20 protein-coding genes and 2 pseudogenes are annotated in these 26,787 nt (G+C 32.6%); 20 read left to right on the forward strand and 2 right to left on the reverse strand.

All coding sequences use genetic code 11. The features are described 5' to 3' along the window. The first annotated feature begins 47 nt into the window (after positions 1-47). The 8 genes from smc (at position 48) to rplS (ending at position 9,104) form a co-directional block, all read left to right on the forward strand. Positions 48-3,617, forward strand: a complete 3,570-nt coding sequence (gene smc, locus SBL16_RS10765; RefSeq protein ID WP_107611432.1) for a chromosome segregation protein SMC — start codon at positions 48-50, stop codon at positions 3,615-3,617. Continuing rightward, positions 3,614-4,837, forward strand: coding sequence for a signal recognition particle-docking protein FtsY (ftsY, locus tag SBL16_RS10770; protein ID WP_037557992.1), 1,224 nt, complete (start codon positions 3,614-3,616; stop codon positions 4,835-4,837). The genes smc and ftsY overlap by 4 nt, the downstream gene beginning before the upstream one ends. Further along, on the forward strand, positions 4,824-5,156 hold the full coding sequence (locus SBL16_RS10775) for a putative DNA-binding protein (RefSeq protein WP_037537868.1): 333 nt from the start codon (positions 4,824-4,826) through the stop codon (positions 5,154-5,156). Before ftsY ends, SBL16_RS10775 begins: the two co-directional genes overlap by 14 nt. A gap of 25 nt (positions 5,157-5,181) precedes the next feature. Then, positions 5,182-6,552, forward strand: a complete 1,371-nt coding sequence (ffh, locus tag SBL16_RS10780; RefSeq protein ID WP_107611433.1) for a signal recognition particle protein — start codon at positions 5,182-5,184, stop codon at positions 6,550-6,552. Positions 6,553-7,014: 462 nt separating this feature from the next. After that, on the forward strand, positions 7,015-7,290 hold the full coding sequence (rpsP, locus tag SBL16_RS10785; protein ID WP_011275962.1) for a 30S ribosomal protein S16: 276 nt from the start codon (positions 7,015-7,017) through the stop codon (positions 7,288-7,290). Positions 7,291-7,408: 118 nt separating this feature from the next. After that, a complete protein-coding gene (rimM, locus tag SBL16_RS10790) occupies positions 7,409-7,912 on the forward strand; it encodes a ribosome maturation factor RimM (RefSeq protein ID WP_107611434.1) in 504 nt (167 codons plus the stop codon). Then, positions 7,912-8,649, forward strand: coding sequence for a tRNA (guanosine(37)-N1)-methyltransferase TrmD (gene trmD, locus SBL16_RS10795; RefSeq protein WP_107611435.1), 738 nt, complete (start codon positions 7,912-7,914; stop codon positions 8,647-8,649). The genes rimM and trmD overlap by 1 nt, the downstream gene beginning before the upstream one ends. 104 nt (positions 8,650-8,753) lie before the next feature. Further along, complete coding sequence (rplS, locus tag SBL16_RS10800; RefSeq protein WP_317954051.1) at positions 8,754-9,104, forward strand: 50S ribosomal protein L19; 351 nt, start codon at positions 8,754-8,756, stop codon at positions 9,102-9,104. A gap of 156 nt (positions 9,105-9,260) precedes the next feature. Here the strand turns inward: rplS and SBL16_RS10805 are convergent, their stop codons facing one another. After that, the gene (locus SBL16_RS10805) at positions 9,261-11,870 is read right to left on the reverse strand and encodes a YfhO family protein (RefSeq protein ID WP_107638618.1); all 2,610 of its coding nucleotides are present in this window, start codon (positions 11,868-11,870) and stop codon (positions 9,261-9,263) included. Between the two features lies 1 nt (position 11,871). Next, positions 11,872-14,466, reverse strand: coding sequence for a YfhO family protein (locus tag SBL16_RS10810; protein ID WP_107611437.1), 2,595 nt, complete (start codon positions 14,464-14,466; stop codon positions 11,872-11,874). A gap of 237 nt (positions 14,467-14,703) precedes the next feature. On the opposite strand from SBL16_RS10810, the gene ylqF reads away from it, so the two are divergent. From ylqF to hslV, 12 genes and pseudogenes are all read left to right on the forward strand, one after another. Continuing rightward, a complete protein-coding gene (gene ylqF / locus SBL16_RS10815) occupies positions 14,704-15,588 on the forward strand; it encodes a ribosome biogenesis GTPase YlqF (RefSeq protein ID WP_107611438.1) in 885 nt (294 codons plus the stop codon). Continuing rightward, positions 15,572-16,339, forward strand: coding sequence for a ribonuclease HII (locus SBL16_RS10820; RefSeq protein ID WP_053017079.1), 768 nt, complete (start codon positions 15,572-15,574; stop codon positions 16,337-16,339). Before ylqF ends, SBL16_RS10820 begins: the two co-directional genes overlap by 17 nt. 111 nt (positions 16,340-16,450) lie before the next feature. Beyond that, on the forward strand, positions 16,451-17,617 hold the full coding sequence (gene sucC, locus SBL16_RS10825) for an ADP-forming succinate--CoA ligase subunit beta (protein ID WP_053017080.1): 1,167 nt from the start codon (positions 16,451-16,453) through the stop codon (positions 17,615-17,617). 21 nt (positions 17,618-17,638) lie between these two features. Beyond that, a complete protein-coding gene (gene sucD, locus SBL16_RS10830; RefSeq protein WP_011275953.1) occupies positions 17,639-18,544 on the forward strand; it encodes a succinate--CoA ligase subunit alpha in 906 nt (301 codons plus the stop codon). A gap of 254 nt (positions 18,545-18,798) precedes the next feature. Continuing rightward, positions 18,799-18,870, forward strand: a pseudogene (locus tag SBL16_RS12220) (hypothetical protein); the annotation flags it as partial. Positions 18,871-18,984: 114 nt separating this feature from the next. Then, positions 18,985-19,239 (forward strand): CHAP domain-containing protein, encoded by a 255-nt coding sequence (locus SBL16_RS12225; RefSeq protein WP_411861526.1) that lies wholly within the window; start codon positions 18,985-18,987, stop codon positions 19,237-19,239. 30 nt (positions 19,240-19,269) lie between these two features. After that, positions 19,270-20,498 (forward strand): annotated as a pseudogene (locus SBL16_RS10840) (aminoacyltransferase). A 219-nt stretch (positions 20,499-20,717) separates the two neighbouring features. Continuing rightward, positions 20,718-21,584 (forward strand): DNA-processing protein DprA, encoded by an 867-nt coding sequence (dprA, locus tag SBL16_RS10845; protein ID WP_317954059.1) that lies wholly within the window; start codon positions 20,718-20,720, stop codon positions 21,582-21,584. A gap of 178 nt (positions 21,585-21,762) precedes the next feature. Continuing rightward, positions 21,763-23,832, forward strand: a complete 2,070-nt coding sequence (gene topA / locus SBL16_RS10850) for a type I DNA topoisomerase (RefSeq protein WP_037537327.1) — start codon at positions 21,763-21,765, stop codon at positions 23,830-23,832. Positions 23,833-23,855: 23 nt separating this feature from the next. After that, the gene (gene trmFO, locus SBL16_RS10855; protein ID WP_107611440.1) at positions 23,856-25,163 is read left to right on the forward strand and encodes an FADH(2)-oxidizing methylenetetrahydrofolate--tRNA-(uracil(54)-C(5))-methyltransferase TrmFO; all 1,308 of its coding nucleotides are present in this window, start codon (positions 23,856-23,858) and stop codon (positions 25,161-25,163) included. 201 nt (positions 25,164-25,364) lie between these two features. After that, a complete protein-coding gene (xerC, locus tag SBL16_RS10860) occupies positions 25,365-26,228 on the forward strand; it encodes a tyrosine recombinase XerC (protein WP_267918879.1) in 864 nt (287 codons plus the stop codon). Continuing rightward, complete coding sequence (gene hslV, locus SBL16_RS10865; RefSeq protein ID WP_011275947.1) at positions 26,229-26,774, forward strand: ATP-dependent protease subunit HslV; 546 nt, start codon at positions 26,229-26,231, stop codon at positions 26,772-26,774. It abuts the gene before it with no gap. Positions 26,775-26,787: the final 13 nt, after the last annotated feature.

The following is a 26,787-nucleotide window of genomic DNA, read 5'->3' on the forward strand; positions in this document are numbered from 1 at the left end:
TCCTCCTCTCAACTAGAATGAGTGGAATGATTAACAAGGAGAATAGTATGGTGTATTTAAAATCAATTGATGCCATAGGTTTTAAATCATTTGCAGATCACACAGATGTTCAATTTGACAAGGGTGTAACTGCAATTGTTGGGCCTAATGGTAGCGGAAAAAGTAATATCACTGATGCCATTAAATGGGTATTAGGTGAACAGTCCGCCAAATCATTACGTGGCTCTAAAATGGAAGATATTATTTTTTCAGGAGCAGAACATCGAAACGCTCAGAATTATGCAGAAGTACAATTGAAACTTGACAATAAAGCTAGAAAGTTACAAGTTGATTCAGATGATATCGTCGTGACACGTCGTTTATATCGTAGTGGTGAGAGCGAATACTATCTTAATAATGATAAAGCGCGTTTAAGGGATATCACTGAACTATTCCTGGATTCTGGTTTAGGAAAAGAAGCATTTAGTATTATATCTCAAGGTAGAGTAGATGAAATTTTAAATGCTAAACCTATTGATAGACGACAAATACTTGAAGAATCAGCTGGTGTATTAAAATATAAGAAGCGAAAAGCTGAATCATTACAAAAGTTAGACCACACTGAAGATAATCTTACGCGCGTAGAAGATATTTTATATGATTTAGAAGGACGCGTTGAACCATTAAAAGCTGAAGCATCAATTGCAAAAGAGTATTTAAAATTATCTGAAGAGATGAAACAAAGTGATGTTATTGTTACTGTACATGATATCGACCAATATTCAGAGGATAATCGTCAACTGGATCAAAAATTAAATGATTTAAAAAGCCAACAAGCGGATAAAGAAGCAAAACAAGCTCAGATTAATAAATATATTCAAAAGCAAAAGTCTCAACGTCAACAAATTGATAATGACATTGAACAATTAAACTATAATTTAATCAAAGCTACTGAAGAATATGAAAAGTTCACAGGTCGATTGAATGTTTTAGAAGAAAGAAAACGAAATCAATCAGAAACGAATGCTCGTTTTGAAGAAGAGTTAGATAATTTACATCAAGAATTAAAAAAAGCTCAAAATGAAAAAGCTGATATTACTCAACAAATTACTACTTTAAAAGAAAAACAAAAAGAGTTGAATAATAGTATTCATCAATTAGAATCACAACTGTATGTTTCTGATGAACAACATGACGAAAAATTGGAATCAATCAAAAATGAATACTATGAATTAATGTCTGAACAATCAGATGTAAATAATGATATTCGCTTTTTAGAGCATACGATTAAAGAGAATGAAGCGAAAAAATCACGCTTAGATTCTCGCTTGGTTGAAGCGTTCAATCAACTTAAAGCGTTGCAAAGTGAAATTTCTAATACAAAACGCAACCATCAAGCTACTGTTAAACAATTGAGCGATATTGAGACTCAAATAAGTCAACTAGAACAGCAGTTATCAAAAGCTAAACAAACTCAAACTGAATATGAAGATAAACTTTATCAGGCTTATCGATACACTGATAAAATGAGAGCTAGAATAGAGAGTTTAGAAACTCAAGAAGAGGATTATACTTATTTCTTTAATGGTGTTAAACATGTGTTAAAAGCTAAAAATGATAACCTACAAGGTATTCATGGTGCTGTTGCAGAAGTGATAAATGTGCCATCTGAATTGACTCAAGCGATTGAGACCGCATTAGGTGCTTCATTACAACATATCATAGTTGATACTGAAAAAGATGGACGCCAGGCAATACAATTTTTAAAACAAAAGGGTCTTGGTAGAGCCACATTCTTACCATTAAATGTTATAAAATCTAGACAATTATCTAATAATATTAGGCACATCGCTGAAAATACAAATGGATTTATCAATGTAGCTTCAGATGCGATTAAAGTTAATTCACAATATCAAGCTGTAGTTGAAAATTTAATAGGTACTACTATTATCGTAGACAATTTGAAACATGCTAATGAACTGGCAAGAGCTATCCAATATAAAACACGCATTGTAACTTTAGAAGGAGATATTGTTAATCCTGGTGGTTCTATGACCGGTGGTGGTGCGCGCAAGACGAAGAGTATTCTTTCACAAAAAGATGAACTGACAACTATGCGTAATCAATTAAAAGATTATGAATCGCAAACACAAGATTTCGAGAAACAGTTACAAAAACAAAAAAATGAAGTTGAACATCTCAGCGAAACTTATTTTAAAATGAGTCAGCAATATAACGAAGTAAAAGAACAATCTCATAACGAAGCGTTAGAATTTGATCGACTTAAAACACAAGAAGCGCACATTAAAGATGAACATGAGGAATTTGAATTCGAGAAAAATGATGGCTACCAAAGTGAAAATAGTCGCATTACTTTAACTGAAAAACAAGAGCGATTAACTATTATTCAAGGTAAGTTAAAACAACTTGAAACAGATATTGAACGTTATACTCAATTATCTAAAGAAGGTAAAGAGAATACCACTCAAGTGCAACAACAATTAAACCAAAAACGCTCTGACTTAGCTGTAATTAAAGAACGAATAAATGCTCAAAAAGCGTCATTAGAACGTACAGATAAACAGATAGAGACGATTAACAAACAATTAACAAATGTTGACGATAAAATTAAACTCTTCAATTCTGACGAAATGATGGGGGAACAAGCATTTGAAAAATTACAACAACAGATAAAATCTAAAGAAAATGACCGACAATCCATCACTGATCAGTTAAAACAATTGAAAAAAGAACGTATTGATGTCAATGAAGATGTTGAGTCACATGAAGCTACATTGCAAGAATGTCATCAAGATTTATTGTCAATTGAAAGTTTTTATCAAGATATAAAAGCACAACAATCGAAATTAGATGTATTGATTAACCATGCAATTGATCATTTGAATGATGAATATCAACTAACTGTTGAGCGGGCTAGAAGTGAATTCTCTTCAGAAACGCCAATTGATGCGCTGAGAAAGAAAGTCAAACTAACTAAAATGTCAATTGAAGAACTAGGGCCAGTAAATATTAATGCTATTGAGCAATTTGAAGAATTAAATGAGCGTTATACTTTCCTAGATGAACAACGTACAGACTTGCGTGAAGCGAAACAAACACTTGAACAAATTATAAGTGAGATGGACCAAGAAGTGAAAGGTCGTTTTAAAGAAACGTTTTTACAAGTGCAATCTCATTTTACGACAGTATTTCAGTCGTTATTTGGAGGTGGACATGCTAAATTAGAGTTAACAGATGATGATTATTTATCAGCTGGTGTCGATATTATTGTTCAACCACCTGGTAAGAAATTGCAACACTTATCTTTATTAAGTGGTGGTGAGCGTGCATTAAGTGCTATTGCACTACTATTTGCTATCTTGAAAGTAAGATCTGCTCCATTTGTTATACTAGATGAAGTAGAGGCTGCACTCGATGAAGCGAATGTAATTCGATACGCTCAATTTTTAAAAGAATTATCTATTCAAACTCAATTTATTGTTATTACACATCGAAAAGGAACTATGGAATATTCAGACCGTTTATATGGTGTGACGATGCAAGAGTCAGGTGTTTCAAAATTAGTAAGTGTCAACTTAAATACAATTGATGAGGTTATGAAGGAGGAACAAGCATGAGTTTCTTTAAACGATTAAAAGACAAATTTTCAACGAAATCTACTGAAGATATAGAACAAGAATTATCAGAAGAAGAAGGTAATCAGAGTAGCGCAACTCATGATGACAATGATGAAGCACAGATAGAACCGAAGAAAAAACCACGTAAATTAAGTGAAGCGGACTTTGATGACGATGGATTAATTTCAATTGAAGATTTTGAAGAAATTGAAGCACAAAAAATGGGTGCTAAATTTAAAGCAGGACTTGAAAAATCACGTCAGAACTTCCAAGAACAACTTAATAATTTGATCGCACGTTATAGAACAGTAGATGAAGATTTCTTCGAAGCACTTGAAGAAATGTTAATCACTGCAGATGTCGGTTTCAACACAGTGATGCAATTAACAGAAGAATTACGTACTGAAGCACAACGTCGAAATATACAAGAAACTGAAGATTTACGTGAAGTTATTGTTGAAAAGATTGTTGAAATCTATCATCAAGAAGATGACCAATCAGAAGCAATGAATCTTGAAGACGGCCGTTTGAATGTCATTTTAATGGTTGGCGTAAATGGTGTTGGTAAAACAACTACAATCGGTAAATTAGCACACAGATATAAAATGGAAGGCAAAAAAGTAATGCTTGCCGCTGGAGATACATTTAGAGCTGGTGCAATTGATCAACTACAAGTTTGGGGAGACCGTGTAGGTGTTGAAGTAATTCGTCAAAGTGAGGGTTCAGATCCTGCTGCAGTTGTATATGATGCAATTAATGCCGCTAAAAATAAAGGTGTCGATATATTAATTTGTGATACTGCAGGACGTTTACAAAATAAATCTAATTTAATGCAAGAATTGGATAAAATGAAACGTGTCATTAGCCGAGCTGTACCAGATGCGCCACATGAAGCTTTATTATGCTTAGATGCAACAACAGGTCAAAACGCATTATCTCAAGCACGTTCATTTAAAGAAGTTACAAACGTATCAGGTATAGTATTAACTAAATTAGATGGTACTGCTAAAGGTGGTATTGTACTTGCGATTAGAAATGAACTTCACATACCTGTGAAATATGTAGGATTAGGTGAGAAACTTGATGACTTACAACCATTTAACCCAGAAAGTTATGTATATGGCTTATTTGCAGATATGATTGAACAAAATGAAGATATTCCAGATGAAGTTGCTGAATTAGATTTTAATAATGAGGATAATCCAAATGGGGAAAAATGATTTAGTTAAAACTTTGCGAATGAATTATTTGTTTGATTTTTATCAAACATTATTAACTGAAAAACAAAGAAATTATTTGGAATTGTTTTATTTGAGAGACTATTCACTAAGTGAAATTGCAGAGACATTTGATGTGAGTAGACAAGCAGTTTATGATAATATAAGAAGAACTGGCGATTTAGTAGAAGATTATGAAGCTAAATTGAATTTGTATGAAAAATTTGAACAACGTCGTAAAATTTATGACGATATGAAACAAACATTAAATGATTCTAAGAAGTTAGAACAATACATTAATCAATTAGAAGAATTAGAATAAATAGAGATAAAGGAGGGCAATTGATATGGCATTTGAAGGATTATCCGATCGTTTGCAAGCTACGATGCAGAGAATGCGTGGTAAAGGTAAAGTTACTGAAGCGGATATTAAAGCAATGATGCGTGAAGTACGATTAGCATTATTAGAAGCCGATGTAAACTTTAAAGTAGTTAAAGAATTTGTTAAGACAGTGTCAGATCGTGCCTTAGGATCAGATGTAATGCAATCATTAACACCTGGTCAACAAGTCATTAAAATTGTACAAGATGAATTAACTCAATTAATGGGTGGCGAAAACTCAACGATTAAAATGGCAAACAAGCCACCAACTGTTGTTATGATGGTTGGCTTACAAGGCGCAGGTAAAACAACAACAGCCGGTAAACTAGCATTATTAATGCGTAAAAAATATAATAAAAAGCCAATGTTAGTTGCAGCGGATATTTATCGTCCAGCCGCAATTAATCAATTACAAACGGTAGGTAAACAACTTGATGTTCCTGTTTATAGTGAAGGGGACCAAGTTAAACCTCAACAAATCGTTGAAAATGCATTAAAACATGCCAAAGAAGAACATTTAGATTTTGTAATCATTGATACAGCAGGTCGTTTGCATATTGATGAAGCGTTAATGAATGAACTTCAAGAAGTTAAAGAAATTTCTAAACCTAATGAAATCATGTTAGTTGTAGATGCTATGACTGGGCAAGACGCTGTTAACGTTGCTCAATCATTTGATGACCAGTTAGATGTTTCTTGTGTTACGTTGACTAAATTAGATGGGGACACTCGTGGTGGTGCTGCTTTATCGATTCGTTCAGTAACTCAAAAGCCAATTAAATTTGTTGGTATGAGTGAGAAGATGGATGGACTTGAACTGTTCCACCCAGAGCGAATGGCTTCTCGTATACTTGGTATGGGAGATGTTTTAAGTCTTATTGAAAAGGCACAACAAGATGTTGACCAAGAAAAAGCTAAAGATTTAGAACAAAAAATGCGTAATTCTACGTTCACTTTGGACGATTTCCTTGAACAATTGGATCAAGTTAAAAACCTTGGCCCACTTGATGACATCATGAAAATGATTCCAGGAATGAATAAGATGAAAGGCATGGATAAGTTAAATATGGATGAAAAGCAAATTGACCATATTAAAGCGATTATCCAGTCTATGACACCAAGTGAAAGAGAAAATCCAGCAGTACTAAATGTATCTAGAAAAAAACGTATCGCCAAAGGTTCCGGTCGTTCACTACAAGAAGTGAATCGCTTGATGAAACAATTTAATGATATGAAGAAAATGATGAAACAATTCAGTGGTGTTGGCCGAAAAGGTAAAAAAGGTAAACGTAGTCAAATGGAAAATATGTTAAAAGGTATGAACTTACCATTTTAATTAAGTGAAAATATCGAACGCTCCTCAAATAGCGTTCGATATTTTGATGTTTATTGAAAAATAAATGTACTACCAAACATTTAGGTAATAAGGTTCGGCCTAGCTAAAGCATAAACGCAGTGGTTGATTGGACTTGAAATAAAATATTTCAAGCACCTAATCAACTATGCGGGGGTGACGGGGCCCCAACACAAAGAATTTCATTAAGAAATTCTACAAGCAATGAAAGTGGGGTACGAATTCAAAGAATTCTATCTCACTCCCATAACCAAATCTACGGTTTTAAAAAAACCTAGTAAAAGGAACACCCTAGCTAAAGCTAGTGCGTAAGTCCCACTAACTAAATAAATTTAGAAGTGGGGCTTTAGGTAAAGAAAAAAGTCTTTACAAAATATCAAGTTACTGTTAATATTATTTCTTGTAGAAAATAAAAAGTAAAAGATTTAAAGGAGAGTTTTATATATGGCAGTTAAAATTCGTTTAACTCGTTTAGGTTCAAAAAGAAATCCATTTTATCGTATCGTTGTAGCAGACGCACGTTCACCACGTGATGGTCGTATTATCGAACAAATCGGTACTTACAACCCAGCTAGTGTTAATGCTCCAGAAGTTAAAATTGATGAAGAATTAGCATTAAAATGGTTAAAAGACGGTGCTAAACCAACTGATACAGTTCATAATATCTTATCTAAACAAGGTATTTTAAAAACTTTTGATGAACAAAAACACGCTAAATAATTAGCTTAAACTTTATAAGTAAAGTAATAGAGGCGCCAACTGATGGCGCCTTTTTAAATACTGAAAAATCATGATATGATAAACAAAATGACATTAATGGATTAAATGAGGTGCAAATATGCAAGTTGAAGTTGGTCAAATCGTAAATACACATGGAATTAAAGGTGAAGTTAAAGTGAAATCTAATTCCGATTTTACCGATACCCGTTTCCAACCAGGTGAAGTATTGACGGTAAATCATCAAAATCATGAAGAACAATTGACTGTCTTATCTTACCGTGTTCATAAAGGATTTCATATGTTGAAATTTGAGGGAATAAATAACATTAATGACGTCGAACAATATAAAGGTGACTATTTGTACCAAGAACGCGATCATGAAGATATTGAACTAGCTGAAAATGAATATTACTACTCTGACATCATTGGAAGTACTGTATTTGATGATGACAATCAACCTATCGGCAGAGTTATCAATATTTTTGAAACAGGTGCAAACGATGTTTGGGTTGTTAAAGGAGAAAAGGAATATCTCATTCCTTATATAGCTGATGTAGTTAAAGAAATTGATATTGAAAATAAAACGATTCGTATAACACCTATGGAAGGGTTGTTAGATTAATGAAAATTGATTATTTAACTTTATTTCCTGAGATGTTTGATGGCGTGCTCAATCACTCCATTTTAAAAAGGGCACAGGATAAAGAAATCATTAGTGTGAATACTGTAAATTTTAGAGATTACGCCATTAATAAACATAATCAAGTGGATGATTACCCATTTGGTGGTGGACAGGGTATGGTGCTAAAACCTGAACCAGTCTTCAATGCTATGAAAGATTTACAACGAACTGATCAAACGCGTGTCATTTTAATGTGTCCTCAAGGTAGACCTTTTTCACAAGGAATTGCACAAGAATTAAGCGAAGCTGAGCATATCGTATTTATTTGTGGACATTATGAAGGTTATGATGAACGTATAAGAACGCACCTAGTGACGGATGAAATTTCAATGGGGGATTATGTATTAACTGGAGGAGAATTGCCAGCGATGACGATGACAGATGCGATTGTGCGATTAATACCAGGTGTATTAGGAAATCAACAATCACATCAAGATGATTCGTTCTCAGATGGTCTATTAGAATTTCCTCAATATACGCGTCCAAGAGAATTTGAAGGTATGACCGTTCCAGATGTATTATTATCAGGTAATCATGCAAATATTGAACAATGGCGACATGAACAAAAATTAATCCGTACTTATCATAAGCGACCGGACTTACTTGATCGATATCCTTTAACAGAAGACGATGAAAAATTTATAGAAAGCTATAAAAAGCAATTGAAAAACAATTAGTATTATGCTAATATATATCAAGTGTGAAAAGACACTAATTATCACTATGATCCGCTGCTATATGAATGTCTAGGCAAGAACATAGGTTGAAGGAGAGTATATCAATGAGTAATCATAAGTTAATCGAAGCAGTTACAAAATCACAATTACGCACAGACTTACCAGCATTCCGTACTGGTGATACTTTACGTGTACACGTACGTATCGTAGAGGGTTCACGTGAACGTATCCAAGTATTCGAAGGTGTTGTAATCAAATGTCGTGGTGGAGGAATTTCTGAAACTTTCACAGTTCGTAAAATTTCTTCAGGTGTAGGTGTGGAACGTACATTCCCATTACACACTCCAAAAATCGAAAAAATCGAACTTAAACGTCGTGGTAAAGTACGTCGTGCTAAATTATACTACTTACGTAGTTTACGTGGTAAAGCTGCTAGAATCCAAGAAATTCGTTAATCAGCAAACTGAGTATAATAATAAGACAGAGGTTAGATACAACGTTTGTCTTACAAATAAAGCTTCCAATCTTCTTCTTTCAAGTTGAGATTGGAAGCTTTATTATTTTTATTCACATTTTAAATAATAAAAGTTTAAGTTATTAATTATCTTAATTTAGCGTTTTTTCTTAACCCATAAACTAAATAATATACTACCGATAATACCAATGAAACTCATAATAGCAAGTAGATAGAAGTGAGGAGGGGTGTATGTGAGTTTAATCACTTTATCTCCTTTATTAACTGGTATTGCTGTCATGATACCATTAGCTTGGTGAACAGGTACTTCTTTCCCATCGACTTTCGCATGCATACCATTTGCATATACAGTTGGTAAAATGACATAGCCTGTTGCGTTCTTTGGTTTCTTGACGACATAACCATTTCTCATATCTTTAACTTTCACAGGTGTTAATTCTTTTGAAGCTTTTTTAAGTGTGCTGTAGTCCTCACCATAAATACCTTTCACAGATAAACGATAATTCCCTTTAGATAGATGAATATTTAGCTTATCAGACGCTTTAACACGCATTGTAACTGGTGTAACTAAGCGACGATATTTGTAGCTCAGTTCATTTCGATTTTGCGAATATTCATTAACACCTACTGAATGCGCTTTGTCAGGCGAAAGTAGTTCAACATCCATTTCTACGTACATATCTTTATACTGATTAGCGATAGATTCAGGTAATTTTAATGTAACCCCACCATTGTCCTTGTGTACTTTAAGATGATTTTGATTTTTCCAAGTCGCATCTTTTGTAAACATTTTTGACTCGTTTAAAAGATTTTTATTAGGTTTAAATGAAGTATTTGCTTTTTCTGAATTGTCGTTTAATACGATCCCTTTTAACATAGTTTGTTCACGATCTAAAGGTGACTTTAAATCATCACTATTATATATATGATTAGTTACATGAGCAGATGGATAGTCAATCATGTTTTTAGAATGGATAAGCGTATTTTTACCATTCAATATCGTATATTTCTTTTCAAAACCGTAAGTCATATTTTGATCTTCAGGATGACGTAGTCGATCTTGAACATTCCATAAAGCAGTTAAGTTTGCACGATTTCCTAAAAAGCGATACGTACTATTTTTATCAACGGGCATATTAATTTGCATTAATTTATCATAATATTTCAAAATTCCTCCATCAAAAATGCTTGAGTATAGCGAAATACCATTGTAGTGATAAAGAAAAGGAGAATTTAATGCATATGCGGACATATAATCAATACGATGAAATGGATCATCATGATGTTCTTTGATAGAATCAATTTTTTTAGCAATAGTATCATTATAGTATGAAGGATCGCTCAATGTATTGATTGTCGTTGAATATGGGTCTATCGTTCTTTGTCTTGAATCATGTGTCATTATAATTTGTTGACCGAAAAATAGCACTATCAACGATAACATAATAATTGGTTGTTTCAGTAAAGATTTGCGATAGATAAATATTCCTAGCACAACGATGATAATTAAAGCAATTACCATCCAATCCACAAAGTTGTCAGCTATGATATATCTACACAAACCAGCAATAAATACGGGCACACCTGCAAATAGAAACTGTTTCATAGTCAACTCTGATAAGTGATGAATATATAAAGCAATCAGTCCACTTGTAGATAACACTAAGAAGTAAACCCAACGTCGTTGTGGTAATGAGAATCCATTAAAAGCACTGTCAAAGTACTGTGATAATGAACCAATAAGTAAGAACCACGTTATAATAGCGAAAATTTTATAGTAATAGTGTTTATATAACTTTGGCGTTAATAAAGCTACCAATGCAATAAGTGATATTGTTACATAAAAGCCATTTGAAAATATATAATAATTATTTTTAGTTAAATCAGTAAATAGAGAGATGTTGAAATCAGAATTTTGTTGGCGATCATTATTTAGGAAAGATGATACACCAGTGTAAAAACCTAATATGCTTGATAGGAGCGCAAACATAGCTCCTATAATTAGTAAATAACATTTTTGCCAACGAGATACGATGTCATGGCGATATTGGAATACGACACGTAATATAAAATAAATACCTAACACAATGGCTTGATAATAAGTAAAGTAAAAATTTGAAAATAGCGTGATTGCCACTGCAAAGATGAACAAACCTATCTTTCTACGTTGAAAGAAACGTTCCATTCCCCATAATGATAATGGCAATATAATTAATAAATCTCCATAAAATGACCAAGTAAAATTGTAATATAACACTACTGTTGATGCCCCATATAAAATTGTTGCTATCAACAGAGGTGTAGAACTTAACTTTAAGTATCTAAAATAATAAAATGCACAAATAAAAGTAATTATTGTTCGTACATATGCAACAATTAATTGATTTGTTGGCCAAAAGCGAATGTTTTGCGGTTGCCAATGGAATATATGTTCACCGATCCATACAATAATAAAATTGACCCACATGATTGGTGAAAGGGAATAATAATAGGCTAACCCTTTAACATAATCTCCGCCTAGTCCAAATGAATGATCATAAAATCCTTTTAATTGTGTGAAGTGTTCATATAAATATAATTGGAACGGCATCATTTGTCTAAAACCATCACCAGAGCCACTAAATACCACGCCATCTTTTATGTAATCCCGGATAAATGGATAATAAATGGTTAGTGTTACGATATTAGCTATGATGAAAATGAAACCAAACGTCCATAAGGGTTTTGACCATATTTTTTTAATCAATTTACTTCCTCATCTTTCGTTTTTTTGAATTAAAAATTTTTACAAAAACAGCACTAAGAATCATACTCATTAATGAAATGAATATCATAGTATTCCAGTAAGGAGGTTGATATTTAATGACAATTTGTTTTGCATTTTTGTCGACTGGAACACCGGTCATCATATAATTCACTTTTTGGATTTTTGCAGGTTGACCATCAACATACGCACGCATTCCTTTTCGATAAGGAATGTTTATTGAAGCTATACCACTCTCATGGTGACTGAGTTGGGCTTGTATACCATTTTTAATATCATGATAACTTGTATCAAAATCAGCATTATCATGCGCCTTTTTAAGCGTATCATAATTTTCGCCATTTAATTGTTGTAAATCGACATAAAATTCACCATCAGGCGAAAGGGTAATAGTGATATCACCATTTTTATCTGGTTGAGTGCGATAAAGTTGAGTGTCTACACCTGTTCGATAGGTAGAATTATTAAACAATCGATGATTAGCGTAATTATTAATAGCGACTGTGTAATTACTATCTGGATTACCTCTCTTAATCTTCATTGTTAAATAAAAATCATCATATTTATCACGTATTTGTTTTGGAAGATGTAATTTTATAGTACCACCTTTGCCACCAATGACTTTATAGCGATTTTTTCCAATTCGCTTAATATTTTGTTGTTGCATATCAACATTTGATAGTAAATTAGATGTTGGTTGTTTGAAAGATTTTCCTGCATTATTCATGATCACACCATTTAACATCGCATGCTCACGATCTATAGGTTTTTTTAAAGATTTATTATTATAAACATTTTTCGTAACTTTAACACTCGGCAAGTTAAGTGTATTTTCATAGATAGAATATTGTCCACTTGTTTTAACCTTTTTAAAATAGGCGGGTAAATTTCCCTGATAATCTTTAAGCATCATATAACGTACTGAGAAAAGACTCGCTATATTTTGTCGACCATTTATTGATTGATATCGACTTAGTGACTCCTCGGCAAGATTAATTTTTAGTGCATCATAATAGTAATCGAGAATATTATGATGGAAGATACTTGAATATAAACTTAGTCCCTTAAAGTGTTGGTACATAGGTGTGTTATCTTGCTCATTCACTCGCCAATCGATACGTTCATCTTCTCGTTTACTATTCTTCATTATATTAACTAATGAACGCTGTAAGTCTGAACTATATAAACTTGAATTAATATAAAATGTATTAGCTCGTTCTTGATGATCTTTAAAATAAATTTGATTTTTAATAAAGACGAAAGAAACCATTAAATTGAGTAAGATTATAGAAATGCCGAATATATAGCTTAGATTAATGCGATAACGTCTATCTTTTAAAATTAAAATAAGTAACCCTATTAAAGAAACAATTGGTACAAGTACAAGCCAAGCTACAAATTTATGATAGGTAATAGCACTAGCGAAAATGACAATTTCAGCAATAATATTACTAATTAAATATGATTTGATTTTTAGTGTCCTAAAATATTTTAGAAATAGACCAATTAATATTGCTGAATTAAAAGACAATATAAAATGCCAACGTTTTTGTGGTGCAGAAAATCCATTAAACAATTGATCGATAAATGGTACAAAGCTTAATAGAATAAATGCGAAAGTTAAAATCGCGAATAAGCGATAATAAAAGTGTTTATAAAGTTTAATAAATAATAATGCTTGAATAGTTAGAAATAGCAATACGATTAAATAATTATCAAAGAAGATATTTGTGTTAATATCTAGCTTTTCGAAGGTATTTACTGTTCCTGAAAAAGGGACACGACGATTATTTAAAAAACTTTGAACACCGTGGAAGAACATAAATAAACTATTACCTAACCCTAAAATGGCACTGATAGCAAATAATAGTAAAGCTTTGCCACGTGTAATAATATCTTTAGAGTGTCTAAAAATTATACGAAGAAGTATGTAACCTGCACCTATAAGACAAAGATAATATGCAAAGTAGAAATTATTTATCATTATTAGTGTAATTGTGACAATAAATAGACCAAATTTTTGTTTTTGAAGTGTGCGTTCTATAGAAAATAGTAACAATGGCATCCAAATAAATACATCACTAAAGAATGGCCAATAAACAGTAAAGCGATAATAAAGCGGCGACATAACAAATAGAAATGCCATAATAATACTAATCCAAGTATTACGTGAAATAAATTTACTATAGAGATAGGTACAATACATCGCTAATGCAGCTTTAATAATGGAAATAACTAGCGCATTTACCATCCAAAATAGTAATCCCTGAGTATTTATATGAATAATTGTTTTTAATAGAATGATACATAGTACATTAACAATAAATAGTATGTTTGTTGAGAAATAATAGCTTAAATCCGTAAAAAAATCTCCACCTAGACCAAAATCAGTAGCATAAAAAAGATTGCCATCGCTCCATTTATCAAATAGAAACATTTGAATAGGTATCATCTGTTCGATACCATCGTTGGGTCCTGTGAATAATACGCCATCGTGAATAAAGCGAAAAATTATATAGCTATGTCCTATGAAAGACAGTGTTAAGAATATACCTATATATATTAATATTTTCTTCATAATTTACCTCTAAGCGATAGGATTATAATTGTAACAGTATATTTAAATTGTAGGGGATAGATTGTGCGATTAAAAGTAATTATGCTTTTCTAACATTATAAACTTATTGTACTTTATCGTTTTATTTAATGAATGATAAAATAAATGATGAACTTAGAAAAAAAGTGGCTCTCAAATAAAAATTCAATTATAATCAACAGGTTGAATTAAAATATATCGAAAGTAAGGTGACAATTAATGGCAATTCAATGGTATCCAGGACATATGGCAAAAGCTAAACGAGAGGTAACAGAACAATTAAAAAAAGTAGATGTTGTATTTGAATTAGTTGATGCACGTATTCCATATAGTTCTCGTAACCCAATGATTGATGAAGTAATTAAACAAAAACCACGCGTAGTTATTCTTAATAAAAAAGATATGTCCAATTTAAATGAAATGCAGAAATGGGAACGCTTCTTTATAGATAAAGGATATTATCCTGTGTCAGTAGATGCTAAGCATGGCAAAAATTTAAAAGGTGTAGAAACAGCAGCTATAGCAGCAACAAAAGAAAAATTTGAACGTGAGAAAGCTAAAGGACTTAAACCTAGAGCAATTAGAGCAATGATTGTTGGCATACCTAACGTTGGTAAATCAACATTGATAAATAAATTAGCACGTAAAAATATTGCACAAACTGGTAATAAACCAGGTGTAACCCAACAACAACAGGGGATTAAAGTTGGGCAATCTTTACAATTATTAGATACACCTGGAATTTTATGGCCTAAATTTGAAGATGAAATTGTTGGTAAAAAATTAAGTTTAACAGGCGCAATAAAAGACAGTATTGTACATTTAGATGAAGTTGCTATCTATGGTTTACAGTTTTTAATTAACCATGATATAGAAGGTTTTAAGCAACATTATAAGATTGATGTACCTGCAGATGCTGAAATATTAGAATGGTTTGATGCAATTGGACGTCGACGTGGACTTTTACAAAGAGGCAATGAAGTAGACTACGAAGCGGTTATTGAACTGATAATTAATGACGTTAGAAATGCCAAAATTGGAACATACTGTTTTGACTTATATTCAGAAATGAAGAGTGAATTAGATAATGACACAAACAATTAATGAAGCAAAGCACATATTGTCTGAAATTAACTCAATTAAAGTTTTAGAACAACATGAATTAAATCAAGACGCTCGTAAAGGGGTACAACAAGCTATTACAAGACGTCGTAAACAACTTTTTAAAGAACAAGAAATTTTAGACCATTACAATACAATGAATAAATTTGAAAATGAGTTGCTGAATAACAATCCTCAAGCATTAATCTGTGGTATTGACGAGGTTGGACGTGGTCCGCTAGCAGGTCCTGTTGTTGCATGTGCAGTAATTTTAAATGAAGGGCATCGCTATTTAGGACTTGATGATTCTAAAAAAGTAACAGCGAGTAAAAGACAAATACTTAATAAAAAGCTTAAAGATGGGGTATTGGAGTATGCCTATGGTTTAGCTAGTCCTGAAGAGATCGATGAATTGAATATATATAATGCAACTAAAGTAGCAATGAATCGAGCTTTGAGTCAATTAGTAAATCGTCCAGATCATTTATTAATAGATGCAATGTCTTTAGATACAACAATTCCTCAAACATCTATTATTAAAGGCGACGCAAAGAGTGTGTCTATTGCTGCAGCAAGTATAATGGCAAAAGAGTACAGAGATGCTTTAATGAAAGAGATTGCAGATGAATATCCAGGATATGAATTTGAGAAAAATGTGGGTTACGGAACTAAAGCACATTTAGAAGGCCTAAATAAACTTGGTATTACACCGTATCATCGTAAAAGCTTTGAACCAATCAAATCTATGACGTAATTATTTGAATTTTAAATTAATTGCAAAAAGTGGAACACTTTCAGTTTACAATAGCGCTTTCATTTTCTATAATTATAACTGAACTTAACCTAAGAAGTAGGAGGATGGAAGATGAATATCCACGAGTATCAAGGTAAAGAAATATTTCGTTCTATGGGCGTAGCTGTTCCAGAAGGACGAGTTGCATTTACTGCTGAAGAAGCAGTGGAAAAGGCTAAAGAATTAGACACAGAGGTTTATGTGGTTAAAGCACAAATCCACGCTGGGGGTAGAGGTAAAGCAGGTGGAGTTAAGATTGCTAAATCATTATCTGAAGTTGAAACTTATGCCAACGAATTATTAGGTAAACAATTAGTTACACATCAAACTGGACCTGAAGGTAAAGAAGTTAAACGTTTGTATATTGAACAAGGTTGCGATATTCAAAAAGAATATTATGTAGGTTTTGTAATTGACCGAGCAACTGATCGTATTACTTTAATGGCTTCAGAAGAAGGCGGTACAGAAATTGAAGAAGTAGCTGCTAAAACACCAGAAAAAATCTTTAAAGAAACAATCGACCCAGTTGTAGGTTTATCACCTTATCAAGCGCGTCGCATTGCTTTTAATATTAATATTCCAAAAGAATCTATTAATAAAGCAGCGAAATTCTTAATTTCTTTATACAATGTATTTATCGAAAAAGATTGTTCTATCGTTGAAATTAACCCATTAGTTACTACTGGTGAAGGTGAAGTTTTAGCTTTAGATGCTAAAATCAACTTCGATGACAATGCATTATTTAGACATAAAGATATCCAAGAATTACGTGATTTAGAAGAAGAAGATCCTAAAGAGATTGAAGCATCTAAATATGACTTATCTTACATTGCATTAGATGGAGATATTGGTTGTATGGTTAATGGTGCTGGTTTAGCGATGGCTACAATGGATACTATTAATCATTTTGGTGGAAATCCAGCTAACTTCCTAGACGTAGGGGGCGGCGCTACAAAAGAAAAAGTTACTGAAGCATTCAAAATCATCTTAGGTGATGACAATGTTAAAGGTATCTTTGTAAACATCTTCGGTGGAATCATGAAATGTGATGTTATTGCTGAAGGTATCGTAGCAGCAGTTAAAGAAGTTGAATTAACTTTACCATTAGTAGTTCGTTTAGAAGGTACAAATGTAGAACGCGGTAAAGAAATCTTAAACGAATCAGGTTTAGCAATTGAACCAGCAGCTACAATGGCTGAAGGCGCTCAAAAAATTGTTAAGCTTGTTAAAGAAGCGTAAGGAAAGGATGGGAACACTAAGATGAGTGTATTTATAGATAAAAATACTAAAGTAATGGTACAAGGTATTACAGGGTCTACTGCCCTTTTCCATACAAAACAAATGCTTGATTATGGTACACAAATTGTTGCAGGGGTAACACCAGGTAAAGGTGGACAAGTTGTTGAAGGCGTACCTGTATATAATACTGTTGCTGAAGCTAAAGAAGAAACAGGTGCTAACGTATCTGTAGTTTATGTTCCGGCGCCATTTGCAGCAGATTCTATTTTGGAAGCAGCAGATGCAGATTTAGATATGGTTATTTGTATCACTGAACATATTCCTGTTGTTGACATGGTTAAAGTTAAGCGTTACTTAGAAGGAAGAAAAACACGTTTAGTTGGACCAAACTGCCCAGGTGTTATTACTGCTGATGAATGTAAAATTGGTATCATGCCAGGATACATTCATAAAAAAGGTCATGTAGGTGTTGTATCACGTTCTGGTACGTTAACTTACGAAGCGGTTCATCAATTAACTGAAGAAGGCATTGGTCAAACTACAGCTGTAGGTATTGGTGGCGACCCTGTCAACGGTACTAACTTTATCGATGTACTTAAAGCGTTTAATGAAGATGAAGATACTAAAGCTGTTGTAATGATTGGTGAAATCGGTGGTACTGCTGAAGAAGAAGCGGCGGAATGGATTAAAGCTAATATGACTAAACCGGTTATTGGCTTCATTGGAGGTCAAACAGCCCCTCCAGGTAAACGTATGGGTCACGCTGGTGCGATTATTTCTGGCGGTAAAGGTACTGCAGATGAAAAAATTAAAACATTAAATGAATGTGGTGTTAAAACTGCGGATACACCTTCAGAAATTGGTACTACATTAATCGAAGCAGCTAAAGAAGCTGGTATTTATGAAGAATTATTAACAATTAAATAATCATCATCAAAATTTAAATTGATTTTATTATTCAAGACCTGATTTCTAATATTGGAAATCAGGTCTTTTGTTTAATTTATTATAAGTTATTATTAATTATTAAAGTCAAAGTCGAAGTTAATATATGTATAAGATTAATTAAATAAATTATTTATAAAATGCATTTAGTTTATTACAAATAAGATATATAATAATGGTGTATTGATAAAAAGAGTGAGCATCAAGAATAAAACATCATATCATAAAATTTTTCTATTCGAAAAATAACTATCGGTATAGTGTGTTTTGTAGTAGGTTCTTTATTTTTTATTAATCACAATTATAATGCATATGCAAGTGAGATAAAATCTAACGATAAAGTAGTAATAACTTCACAGGATGATTTTAATAAAAATATAGTTATGACAAATGAAACAAGTTCTAAAAACCAATATGAAAATGTGAAAATTGAATATAAAAACACTCCTACTTTTGAAGCTAAACCTGGAGATGTTGTTGTTTTTAGTGGAAGATATGGTGGTGGATTTGGACATACAGCAATAGTGTTGAATGGTAATTATGATGGTAAACTCATGAATTTTCAAAGTTTAGATCAAAAAATGGAATTTAGGTGGTTAAAAAAAGAAGTAGCACATCGAGTAATACATAATTATGACTACGATATGATTTTTATAAGACCTAATAAAGTGGCATAAATGAATTTGAGAAAAGGGAGTATGAATGATTTGATTTTTACAACTTTAGAATTAAATGAATTTGAAATTTTTATGAGAAATAATTTTTCGCATTATACTCAGATTGAAGAGTTATATAAATATAGGAAAGCTCGAAATTTAGGGGTTCATATTGTCGGTGTCAAAGAAAACGGTAACGTAGTTGCTGCCTGTTTATTAACTGATGCTCGTATATTTAAGGTGTTTAAATACTTTTATACCCATCGAGGGCCAGTGATGGATTTTACTAATTTAGCGTTAGTTGAATTTTTCTTTAAAAAATTAACGCATTATGTACGTATGCGAAGAGGTGTTTTCATACTAGTTGACCCTTATGTCTTGGAGAATATAAGAAGTGCTGATAGTGAGATTATAGAACACTTTAACAATAAACAGTGGTTTAAGGTGATGAATAAATTAGGATACCAGCATCAAGGTTTTACAACTGGCTATTCAGCTATGAGTCAAATAAGATGGCATTCTATATTAGATTTAAAAGATAAAAGTGAACAACAATTATTAAAAGATAGTCTTATCAAACTAGACGTAACATTATGAAGACAATTGAAATGGGTGTGCAAATTAAAACTTTATCAATTAAAGAAACGAATAGATTTTATCGACTGTATCACATGGCTGAAGAAAAACATGGCTTTCATTTTCAAGAAGAACCTTATTTCAAACAAATGCTAGAAATTTATGGTGATAAAGCATGCATGAAGTTAGCTTATATCGATTTAAATAAGTATATAAATTTATTAAAGCGACGAGCATTAGAATTAGAAGAGAAAATGACTGAAATTAAACAATTATTAAAAGTGAATGCTAATTCAAAAAAGACAAAAACAAAATATCACCAATTAAATCAACAACTAGAGAGCCTTAATAAAAAAATTGCAAAAACTGAACAATTAATCGTTACGGATGGTACATTACTTGATTTAGCTGCTGCATTGTTTATTTATAACAATCACGAAATGTACTATTTATCAAGTGGTTCTAATCCTAAATACAATGAATTTATGGGTGCCTATTGTCTGCAATGGGATATGATACGCTACGCAAAAGAGAAAGGCATAGAGCGATATAATTTCTACGGCATAACTGGCGACTTTGGTGAGGATGCAGAAGATTATGGTGTCCAACAATTTAAAAAAGGATTCAATGCGTTTGTAGAAGAATATGTTGGTAATTTTATTAAGCCAGTAAATAAATTGCTCTATAAATTATATCAAAAGTAAGTGAATTGATTTTTTTAGTGCTAAGGTAACAAAAATTTAAAGTAATCTGGGACTTTTAGGTCTCAGATTTTTGTGTAAAATAAGCATGAAGACTGTTTACATAATTCAATATTAAAATTACTCATTAAAAGTTATTAAATTTTATCCATCAAATGTCTTTTAATTGAAATGTGATATACGACATAGTTGTCTTATAATGTTTTTAAAGGAGACGACTTCATGACTAACAACAACATATTACTTTTGAAATTAATTTGGTTAGGTTATACGACCCAACACATTCATCATTTATTAAAATTAAATCCTGATTTTTTTAAATTCTCTTATACTGATCAATTAGATACAATAAGAAATTGGGACAGAATGTTTTATAATGATGATTTTATTGATAAATTTAATAATTTAAATGAAAAAGATATTTTGTCACTTTTGCAGAATCACAAAGTAAGTTTTACAACACCGTTTAACACTAATTATCCTCGACTGCTAAAAGAAATTTATGATTATCCGTTTGTCTTATTTTACCAAGGTGACCCCCGTTTATTAAGATCCTCCAATACATTAGGTGTGGTGGGCACAAGAAATGCAACAGAATACTCAGCTAAAGCCATGCAATACTTATTTCCTAAATTTAAACAAATTCCACTAACTATTATTTCCGGTTTGGCAAAAGGTGCTGATAGCATTGCACATCATTTTGCTATAGAGTATCAATTACCTACTATAGCTGTTTTAGGTTTTGGTCATATGATGCATTACCTTAGAGAAACGCAAAAATTACGCAACATAATTGAAGAAAAAGGTTTAGTTATTAGTGAATATCCGCCATTCACTAGTGTTAGGCGATATCACTTTCCGCAACGCAATCGTTTGATAAGCGGTCTTTCACAAGGGGTTTTAATAACTGAAGCAAGTGTTAGAAGCGGTAGTCAAATTACAATTGAGTGCGCATTAGACCAAAATAGAAATATATATGTATTACCAGGTTCAATATTTAATCCACTAACTAAAGGTAATTTGAAACGAGCTCAAGAAGGGGCGATGATTGTAACCTCAGCTGATGATATCCTATGTGATTATAAATAGATATCATTAATGATTCATTCTAGAGTAATAAAAATCTATATTTAATTCTAATTGATAGCTAAAAATAATATTAAAAAGCGTTTAAAATGCACGTTAATAGAATTTAAACATTGACAAAAACAAAATTGACCGTTTATCATTTATCTTTAGTAATTGAAATAGCAAGGGGGAATTCACTTTGGCAGATAATTTAGTCATAGTTGAGTCGCCTGCAAAAGCGAAAACCATTGAAAAATATTTAGGTAAAAAATATAAAGTTATAGCTTCTATGGGACATGTTAGAGATTTACCAAGAAGTCAAATGGGTGTCGATGTAGAAGATAATTATGAACCGAAATATATTACGATACGCGGTAAAGGTCCAGTTGTTAAAGACTTAAAGAAATATGCTAAGAAAGCAAAAAATGTCTTTCTTGCGAGTGACCCTGACCGTGAAGGTGAAGCGATTGCTTGGCATTTATCAAAAATTTTAGAACTTGATGATTCAAAAGAAAACAGAGTAGTATTTAATGAAATTACAAAAGATGCGGTAAAAGAAAGTTTTAAGCATCCTCGTGGCATAGAAATGGATTTAGTCGATGCACAACAAGCACGCCGTATATTAGATAGATTAGTTGGATATAATATTTCACCAGTATTATGGAAGAAAGTGAAAAAGGGGCTGTCTGCAGGGCGAGTTCAATCTGTAGCTTTAAGATTAGTAATAGATAGAGAGAATGAGATTCGTAACTTTAAGCCTGAAGAGTATTGGTCTATAGAAGGTGAGTTTAGATATAAGAAATCTAAATTTACTGCTAAGTTTCTTCATTATAAAAATAAACCATTTAAATTAAAAACAAAAAAAGATGTTGAAAAAGTTACAGCTGAATTAGATGGAGACAAATTTGAAATTACAAATGTTAATAAAAAAGAAAAAACTAGAAATCCTGCTAATCCATTTACCACTTCAACATTACAACAAGAGGCAGCTCGTAAATTAAATTTCAAAGCGCGTAAAACTATGATGCTCGCGCAACAATTATATGAAGGTATTGATCTAAAACGACAAGGTACAGTTGGATTAATCACATACATGAGAACTGACTCTACACGTATATCACAAACCGCTAAAGACGAAGCGAAACAATATATTGAAGATAAGTATGGTAAAGATTATCTTTCTAATAGAACTGCTAAGGGTAAACAGGGTGACCAAGATGCCCACGAAGCAATTCGACCAACAAGTACTTTACGTACACCTGATGAAATGAAAGCATACTTAACTAGAGATCAGCATCGATTGTATAAATTAATATGGGAAAGATTTGTAGCAAGTCAAATGGCACCAGCAATTTTAGATACTGTTGCTTTAGATGTTACCCAAAACAACATTAAATTCCGAGCTAATGGTCAAACAATCAAATTCAAAGGTTTCATGACGCTTTATGTAGAAGCCAAAGATGATAAAGATAATGAAAAAGAAAATAAATTACCTAACTTGAGTAAAGGTGATGAAGTGACTGCAACTCAAATTGAACCAGCGCAACACTTCACTCAGCCACCTCCACGTTATACAGAAGCACGTTTGGTTAAAACGTTAGAGGAATTAAAAATTGGTAGACCTTCTACCTATGCACCTACGATTGACACAATACAAAAACGTAATTATGTAAAACTTGAAAGTAAACGATTTGTACCTACTGAATTAGGTGAAATTGTATATGAACAAGTAAAGGACTATTTCCCTGAAATAATTGATGTAGAGTTTACTGTTAATATGGAAACGCTATTGGATAAGATTGCTGAAGGAGATATTGGCTGGAGAAAAGTAATTGATAACTTTTACGGAAGTTTCAAATTAGACGTTGAACGTGCTGAGGAAGAAATGGAAAAAGTTGAAATTAAAGATGAACCTGCTGGCGAAGATTGTGAAGTTTGTGGCTCTCCTATGGTTATTAAAATGGGACGATATGGTAAGTTTATGGCGTGCTCAAATTTCCCAGACTGTAGAAATACGAAAGCAATCGTGAAAACTATTGGCGTAACATGCCCTAAATGCAAAGATGGAGATGTCGTTGAAAGAAAATCTAAGAAAAATAGACTTTTCTATGGTTGTTCAAACTATCCTGAATGTGACTTTATTTCTTGGGACAAACCTGTTGGTCGTGATTGTCCTAAATGTAATCATTATTTAATGGAACATAAGAAAGGACGCAGTTCACAAGTTATTTGCTCAAACTGTGACTATAAAGAAGAAGTTCAAAAATAGATAATAAATTAAGGAGGAAAACCATGAGTCAAACTGTAAATATAGTTGGCGCTGGACTAGCTGGTTCAGAAGCCGCTTATCAATTAGCTCAACGAGGTATCAAAGTGAATTTGATTGAAATGCGCCCAGTTAAGCAAACGCCAGCACACCATACTGATAAATTTGCAGAATTAGTATGTTCTAACTCACTACGAGGCAATGCATTAACAAATGGTGTGGGTGTATTAAAAGAAGAAATGAGAAGATTAGACTCATTAATTATCTCTGCTGCTGACAAAGCAAGAGTTCCTGCTGGTGGTGCATTAGCAGTTGATCGACATGATTTTTCTGGTTATATTACTGAAACTTTAAGAAATCATCCTAATGTTACTGTTATTAATGAAGAAATTAATAGTATCCCTGAAGGATACACAATTATTGCTACTGGTCCATTAACTACAGAAAATTTAGCTAAAGAAATCGTAGATATTACTGGTAAGGATCAACTTTATTTTTATGATGCAGCTGCTCCAATTATTGAAAAAGAATCGATTGATATGGATAAAGTTTATCTAAAATCACGTTACGATAAAGGTGAAGCAGCCTATCTTAATTGTCCTATGACAGAAGAAGAATTTAATCGCTTTTATGATGCAGTACTTGAAGCAGAAGTTGCACCAACAAATGAATTTGAAAAAGAAAAATATTTCGAAGGATGCATGCCTTTTGAAGTAATGGCTGAACGTGGACGTAAAACACTATTATTTGGTCCTATGAAACCTGTTGGTCTTGAAGACCCAAAAACAGGCAAACGTCCATTTGCTGTCGTTCAATTACGACAGGATGATGCAGCTGGAACGCTATATAATATTGTTGGTTTCCAAACTCATTTAAAATGGGGCGCACAAAAAGAAGTAATTCAACTTATCCCTGGTTTAAAAAATGTTGATATCGTACGATATGGTGTGATGCATAGAAATACATTTATAAATTCTCCAGATGTATTAAATGAGAAATATGAGTTGATTAAAGAAGATAGAATTCAATTCGCAGGTCAAATGACTGGTGTTGAAGGATATGTTGAAAGTGCAGCAAGTGGACTTGTTGCTGGGATTAACCTAGCTCACAAATTACTTGATAAAGGTGAAGTTATTTTCCCTAGAGAGACAATGATAGGAAGTATGGCTTATTACATCTCACACGCTAAAAATGAAAAGAATTTCCAACCTATGAATGCTAACTTTGGTTTATTACCCTCACTTGAAAAGCGTATTAAAGATAAAAAAGAGCGTTACGAAGCACAAGCTAACAGAGCGCTCGAATATTTAGAGAATTATAAGAAAACACTATAAGTATAGTGATTGAACTAGAATAGAATTGATTTCGAATTCATTGTTTTAGTCTCACGTTCAAGTTATTTCAATCTTTTAAGTAATTCTCAAAAGATTTTGAATTCTATAGCTAATTATTTTAGTCCCCTTCATGTTATATGCTACAATGCATATGATGGAGGGGATTTTTAAGTGGAAGAAATCCAAGTTACATTCTTAAATATGCTCAAAGTTGAGAGAAATTTCTCCGCCCATACGTTAAAATCATATCATGATGATTTAGTACAATTTAATCATTTTTTAGAACAAGAATTACTAAATCTAAGAACATTTGAATATAAAGATGCTAGAAATTATTTAAGCTATTTATATTCACAAAATTTGAAACGTACTACTGTATCAAGGAAGATTTCAACTTTAAGAACTTTCTATGAGTTTTGGATGACACAAGACGAGACAATCAAAAATCCTTTTGTACAACTCGTTCATCCTAAGAAGGAGAACTACTTGCCACAGTTTTTTTATGAAGAAGAGATGGAAGCATTATTCGAAACTGTAGCAAAAGATACTAAAAAAGGATTACGGGATCGCGTTATTCTAGAATTATTATATGCAACGGGTATACGTGTTTCTGAACTAGTGAATATCCAACTTAAAGATATTGATATGTCTTTACCTGGTGTGAAAGTACTAGGAAAGGGAAATAAGGAACGGTTTGTTCCGTTTGGAGAATTTTGTCGTCAAAGCATTGAACAATACTTAAGCGAATTTAAGCCTATACAACATACCAAACATTCATTTTTATTAGTTAACATGAATGGCGCCCCTATAACAGAGAGAGGCGTTAGGTATGTTTTAAATGATGTTGTTAAACGTACAGCAGGGGTTACGGAAATTCACCCCCACAAATTAAGACATACGTTTGCAACACATTTACTTAATCAAGGTGCGGATTTAAGAACGGTACAATCTATGTTAGGACATGTTAATCTTTCGACAACTGGAAGATATACACATGTTTCTAACCAACAATTACGTAAAGTGTATTTAAATGCACATCCTCGAGCGAAAAAGGAGAGTAAATAAATGAGTAAAACATCATTACATGCAACAACTATTTATGCCGTTAGACACAACGGTGAAGCAGCGATGGCTGGTGATGGACAAGTTACACTAGGTGAGCAAGTTATCATGAAGCAAACAGCGCGCAAGGTCCGCAGATTATATGAAGGAAAAGTGTTAGCTGGATTTGCTGGTAGTGTAGCTGATGCCTTCACTTTGTTTGAGAAGTTTGAAACAAAATTGCAACAATTTAGTGGTAATTTAGAGCGTGCAGCTGTTGAACTAGCTCAAGAGTGGCGTGGTGATAAACAATTACGTCAATTGGAAGCTATGTTAATTGTAATGGATAAAGATGCAATATTAGTAGTCAGCGGAACTGGAGAAGTCATTGCACCTGATGATGATTTAATTGCGATTGGCTCTGGAGGCAACTATGCTTTAAGTGCTGGAAGAGCATTGAAGCGTCATGCAAGCCAATTATCTGCTAAAGAAATGGCTTACGAAAGTTTAAAAGTTGCATCTGACATTTGTGTGTTCACAAATGATAATATTATAGTGGAAACACTTTAACTTTTAAAAAATA

Source organism: Staphylococcus sp. NWU MK-U1 (genome assembly GCF_033283505.1).
Classification (GTDB): Bacteria; Bacillota; Bacilli; order Staphylococcales; family Staphylococcaceae; genus Staphylococcus; species Staphylococcus haemolyticus.